A 4,252-nucleotide genomic window follows, 5' to 3' on the forward strand; every position below is an offset into this window, starting at 1 on the left:
TTCCGGCGGCCGAGGCCGGGGGGAGCGGATTCTGCAGGAGTTGTGCCGGCCGGGTCCGAGGGGGGCCGGCGGGATCGGGCTGCCGGGCCGGGAACGCCGGGAGCCACGCCCCGCCCGTGCACGACTCCTGCAGATCGGACGGATTTCCGGCGGCCGAGGCCGGGGGAGCGGATTCTGCAGGAGTTGTGCCGGCCGGGTCCGAGGGGGGCCGGCGGGATCGGGCTGCCGGGCCGGGAACGCCGGGAGCCACGCCCCGCCCGTGCACGACTCCTGCAGATCGGACGGATTCCCGGCGGAAAGGGCCGGACGTCGCGAATCTGCAGGAGTCGTGTCGGTCGGGCGGAGGACGCCTCTCGGTCCCGCCGCGGCGCTCGGCGGGAGACGGGGTACTCCGATCAGCCCTTGATGTACCCGTTCGGGTTCAGCACGTACTTGCGCGGAGCGCCCTTGTCGAAGTCGGCGTAGCCCTGCGGGGCGTCGTCGAGGCTGATGGGCGTGGCGTTGACGGCTTTCGCGATCTGCACCTTGTCGTGCAGGATCGCCATCATCAGCTGCCGGTTGTACTTCATCACCGGGCACTGACCCGTCGTGAACGACAGCGACTTCGCCCAGCCGAGCCCGAGGCGCAGCGACAGCGAACCGACCTTGGCCGCCTCGTCGACTCCGCCCGGGTCGCCGGTCACGTACAGACCCGGGATGCCGAGGGCCCCACCCGCCGCGGTGATGTCGAACAGCGAGTTCAGCACCGTCGCCGGCGCTTCGTGCGCCGAGTCGGAGCCGTGGCCGCGAGCCTCGAAGCCGACCGCGTCGACCGCGGCATCCACTTCGGGGGTGCCGAGGATCTGCTCGATCTGATCGCGCGGGTCGCCCTTCGACACGTCGACGCTCTCGAAGCCCATCGACCGCACCTGCTCGAGACGGTCGGCATTGAGGTCGCCGACGAGCACCGCGGCCGCGCCCAGCAGCTGCGCGCCGACGGCGGCGGCGATGCCGACCGGACCCGCACCGGCGATGTACACCGTCGAGCCGGGGCGCACACCCGCGGTGTACGCGCCGTGGAAGCCGGTGGGGAAGATGTCGGAGAGCATCGTGAGGTCGAGGATCTTCTCGAGAGCCTGTTCGCGGTCGGGGAAGACCAGCAGGTTCCAGTCGGCGTAGGGCACGAGCACGTACTCGGCCTGGCCGCCCACCCAGCCGCCCATGTCGACGTAGCCGTAGGCGCTGCCGGGGCGGTCGGGGTTCACGTTGAGGCAGATGCCGGTCTTGCCCTCCTTGCAGTTGCGACACCGCCCGCAGGCGATGTTGAACGGCACCGAGACGATGTCGCCGACTTTGACGAACTCGACGTCGGGTCCGACCTCGACCACCTCGCCCGTGATCTCGTGCCCGAGCACCAGACCGGCCGGAGCGGTGGTGCGACCGCGCACCATGTGCTGGTCGGAGCCGCAGATGTTGGTGGAGACGGTGCGCAGGATCGCACCGTGGGGGACCTTTCGGCCGACGTTCGCCGGGTTGACGCCGGGACCGTCTTTGAGCTCGAACTCCGGATACGGGGTGTCGATGACCTCGACGACACCGGGTTCCTTGTACGCCACTGCCTTGTTGCCGGACATCTTCGTCCTCTCCGGCCGGGCGCCCGCCCAGCCTGGTCGTGTCCTGCGGGGCGGGGCCCGCAGACCCGTCCGATCGCGGCGGGCGATCTCGGATCACGTTCGTCGCGAGCGGATGTCCCCAGCCAAACTCGTGACCCTCCGTGCCGTCAACGAATGTCGCCCCGAAGGGCGCAGTTGAGAATTGTTCTCGTCAGCCCGCCGGCGCCGCCCGCCGCACCAGCGCGCGCAGGTTCTGCTCGACCTCGGGCGTCACCTCGAGCACGACGAACGACACCGGCCACATCGGACCGTCGTCGAGTTGCGCGGTCTCGTCGAAGCTCACCGTGCCGTAACGGGTCTTGAACTTCGACGCCGGCTGGTAGAAAACCACGACCTTGCCGTCTTTGGCGTAGGCCGGGAAGCCGTAGAACGTCTTCGGATTCAGGTGGGGTGCTTCTTCGAGCACGATGACGTGCACGCGCTCCGCGATCACGCGGTCGGTTCCCTCGAGCTTCTCGATCGCCTCGAGGCACGCCTCGTTCTCCTTCTGGAGCTTCGCGAGGCCTTTCAAGCCCTTCATGGCCTGGAGTTCCTCGGCCCGCTGCTTCATCGCGGCGCGTTCTTCTGCGCTGAATCCGGTGGCCATGGCATCCGCCTCTCTCCGTCGTGGTCGCAGGATATCGCCGCCCCGGCGGCTCCACCATCCGCTGCCCGCCTCGTCGGCGATGCCCACGGAATCACCTCGTGAGTGTCCGAAACACCCGGACGGTTTTCTGAGGCGTCCGGGTGTTTGGGCCACTCAGTGGGCGTGGGCGTGGGCGTGGGCGTGGGTGCGGGCGCGGGTGTGGGCGTGGGCGTGGCTGGGGCGAGGACCGGATGCCGCGACCTCAGGCCTGCCGCAGCCCTTCCTCGAGCGCGACCCACGCGAGCATCGCGCACTTCACGCGCGCGGTGTACTTCGAGACGCCGGACAGCGCGGCGGCGTCGGCGAAGGTCTCCTCGTCGAGGGGGATCTTGCCGCGCGAGCGCAGGGCCTCGCGGAAGCCGGCGATAAGCGCCTCGACGTCGGCGCGCGGCATCCCCTCGTCCCCGCCGTCCTCCTGCAGGAGCGCGACGAGCATCGATGCCGACGCCTGCGAGATCGAGCAGCCGGCGCCCTCCCACGTGACCGAGGCGACGCGGTCGCCCTCGACGTCGACGCGCAGGGTGATCTCGTCGCCGCAGACGGGGTTGCGCTGGTGCACGGTGGCGCTGTGGGCGCCGGGCTCGGCGAGGCCGAAGCCGCGGGGCTTCTTCGCGTGATCGAGGATGAGCTCCTGGTAGAGCGCCTCCAGCCCGCTCACGCGTCGACTCCCGCTCCGTCGGTCGACGCCGCCGATACGCCGCTCACGCGCCGACTCCGAAGAAGCCGCGGACGCCCGACACCGCGTCGAGGAACGTGTCGATCTCGGCCGCGGTCGTGTGGATCGCCGCGCTCGCCCGCACGGTGGCCGTGAACCCGAAGCGCCGGTGCAGCGGCTGCGCGCAGTGGTGACCGACGCGCGCCGCGACGCCCCGCGAATCGAGGAACTGGCCCACGTCGTGCGCGTGGACCCCCTCGACGGCGAACGCCTGCAGGGCGACGCGCTCGGAGGCATCCGTGTCTCCGAGCAGGCGGATACCGTCGATCGACCGAAGTCCCTCGCGCATGCGCTTCTCGAGCATCGCCTCGTGCGCGTGCGCGGCGGCGAGGTCGTGCCCGCCGAGCCAGCGGACGGCCGAGGCGAGGGCCACGGCCTGCGACACCGGCTGGGTCCCCGGCTCGAAGCGCTGCGGCGGAGGGAGGTACTCGGCCCGGTCGAGCGTGACGGTCGTGATCATCGACCCGCCGGTGGTGAACGGCGGCAGCGACTCCAGCACCTCTTCGCGACCCCACAGCGCGCCGATGCCGTACGGTCCGTAGATCTTGTGGCCCGAGAACACGGCGATGTCGACTCCGGATGCCGGCAGGTCGAGCGCCAGGTGCGGAGCCGACTGGCACGCGTCGAGCACCGTCAGCGCCCCGACGCCGCGGGCGAGCGTGACGAGCTTCATGACCGGGTTCACGATGCCGAGGACGTTCGACACGTGCGGGAACGCGACAACCTTCGTGCGCTCGCCGATGAGGTCGGCGGCGGCGTGCATGTCGAGCGTGCCGTCGTCGAGCACGGGGATGTGGCGCAGGCGCGCGCCCGTGCGGGCGGCGAGCTCCTGCCACGGGATGAGGTTCGCGTGGTGCTCGGCCTCGGTCACGACGATCTCGTCGCCCTCGCGCAGGCGCCCCGCGTAGCCGAGGGATCCGGCGACGAGGTTGAGGCCCGCGGTGGCGCCGCTCGTCCAGACCAGCTGCTCCGGCCCCGCCCCGACGAACTCTGCGACGGTGGCGCGGGCGTCCTCGAAGAGCTCGGTCGCCTCGGCGGCCAGCGTGTGCGCTCCCCGGTGCACGGCGGAGTTCGCGCGCTCGAGGAAGTCGCGCTCGGCGTCGAGCACGGCGCGCGGCTTCTGGCTCGTCGCACCGGAATCGAGGTACACGAGCGGATGTCCGTCGACCTCGGTCTCGAGGATCGGGAAGTCGGCGCGCACGGCGTCGACGTCGAAGGGGAGGGTCACGGTTCTAGGCTACGCGGCGGCGGGTGGGGGAG

4 protein-coding genes are annotated in these 4,252 nt (G+C 71.0%); all 4 read right to left on the reverse strand.

Annotated features, from left to right (window positions below; translation table 11 throughout):
- Positions 1 to 395: 395 nt before the first annotated feature.
- On the reverse strand, positions 396 to 1,613 hold the full coding sequence (gene fdhA, locus NS220_RS17715; RefSeq protein ID WP_058625309.1) for a formaldehyde dehydrogenase, glutathione-independent: 1,218 nt from the start codon (positions 1,611 to 1,613) through the stop codon (positions 396 to 398).
- 190 nt (positions 1,614 to 1,803) lie between these two features.
- The gene (locus NS220_RS17720) at positions 1,804 to 2,238 is read right to left on the reverse strand and encodes a hypothetical protein (protein ID WP_058625310.1); all 435 of its coding nucleotides are present in this window, start codon (positions 2,236 to 2,238) and stop codon (positions 1,804 to 1,806) included.
- Positions 2,239 to 2,479: 241 nt separating this feature from the next.
- Positions 2,480 to 2,935: a Fe-S cluster assembly sulfur transfer protein SufU gene (gene sufU / locus NS220_RS17725; protein ID WP_058625311.1), complete on the reverse strand. Its 456-nt coding sequence runs from the start codon at positions 2,933 to 2,935 to the stop codon at positions 2,480 to 2,482.
- A gap of 43 nt (positions 2,936 to 2,978) precedes the next feature.
- The gene (locus NS220_RS17730; RefSeq protein WP_058625312.1) at positions 2,979 to 4,220 is read right to left on the reverse strand and encodes an aminotransferase class V-fold PLP-dependent enzyme; all 1,242 of its coding nucleotides are present in this window, start codon (positions 4,218 to 4,220) and stop codon (positions 2,979 to 2,981) included.
- Positions 4,221 to 4,252: the final 32 nt, after the last annotated feature.

The organism is Microbacterium testaceum (assembly GCF_001476655.1).
Classification (GTDB): domain Bacteria; phylum Actinomycetota; class Actinomycetes; order Actinomycetales; family Microbacteriaceae; genus Microbacterium; species Microbacterium testaceum_C.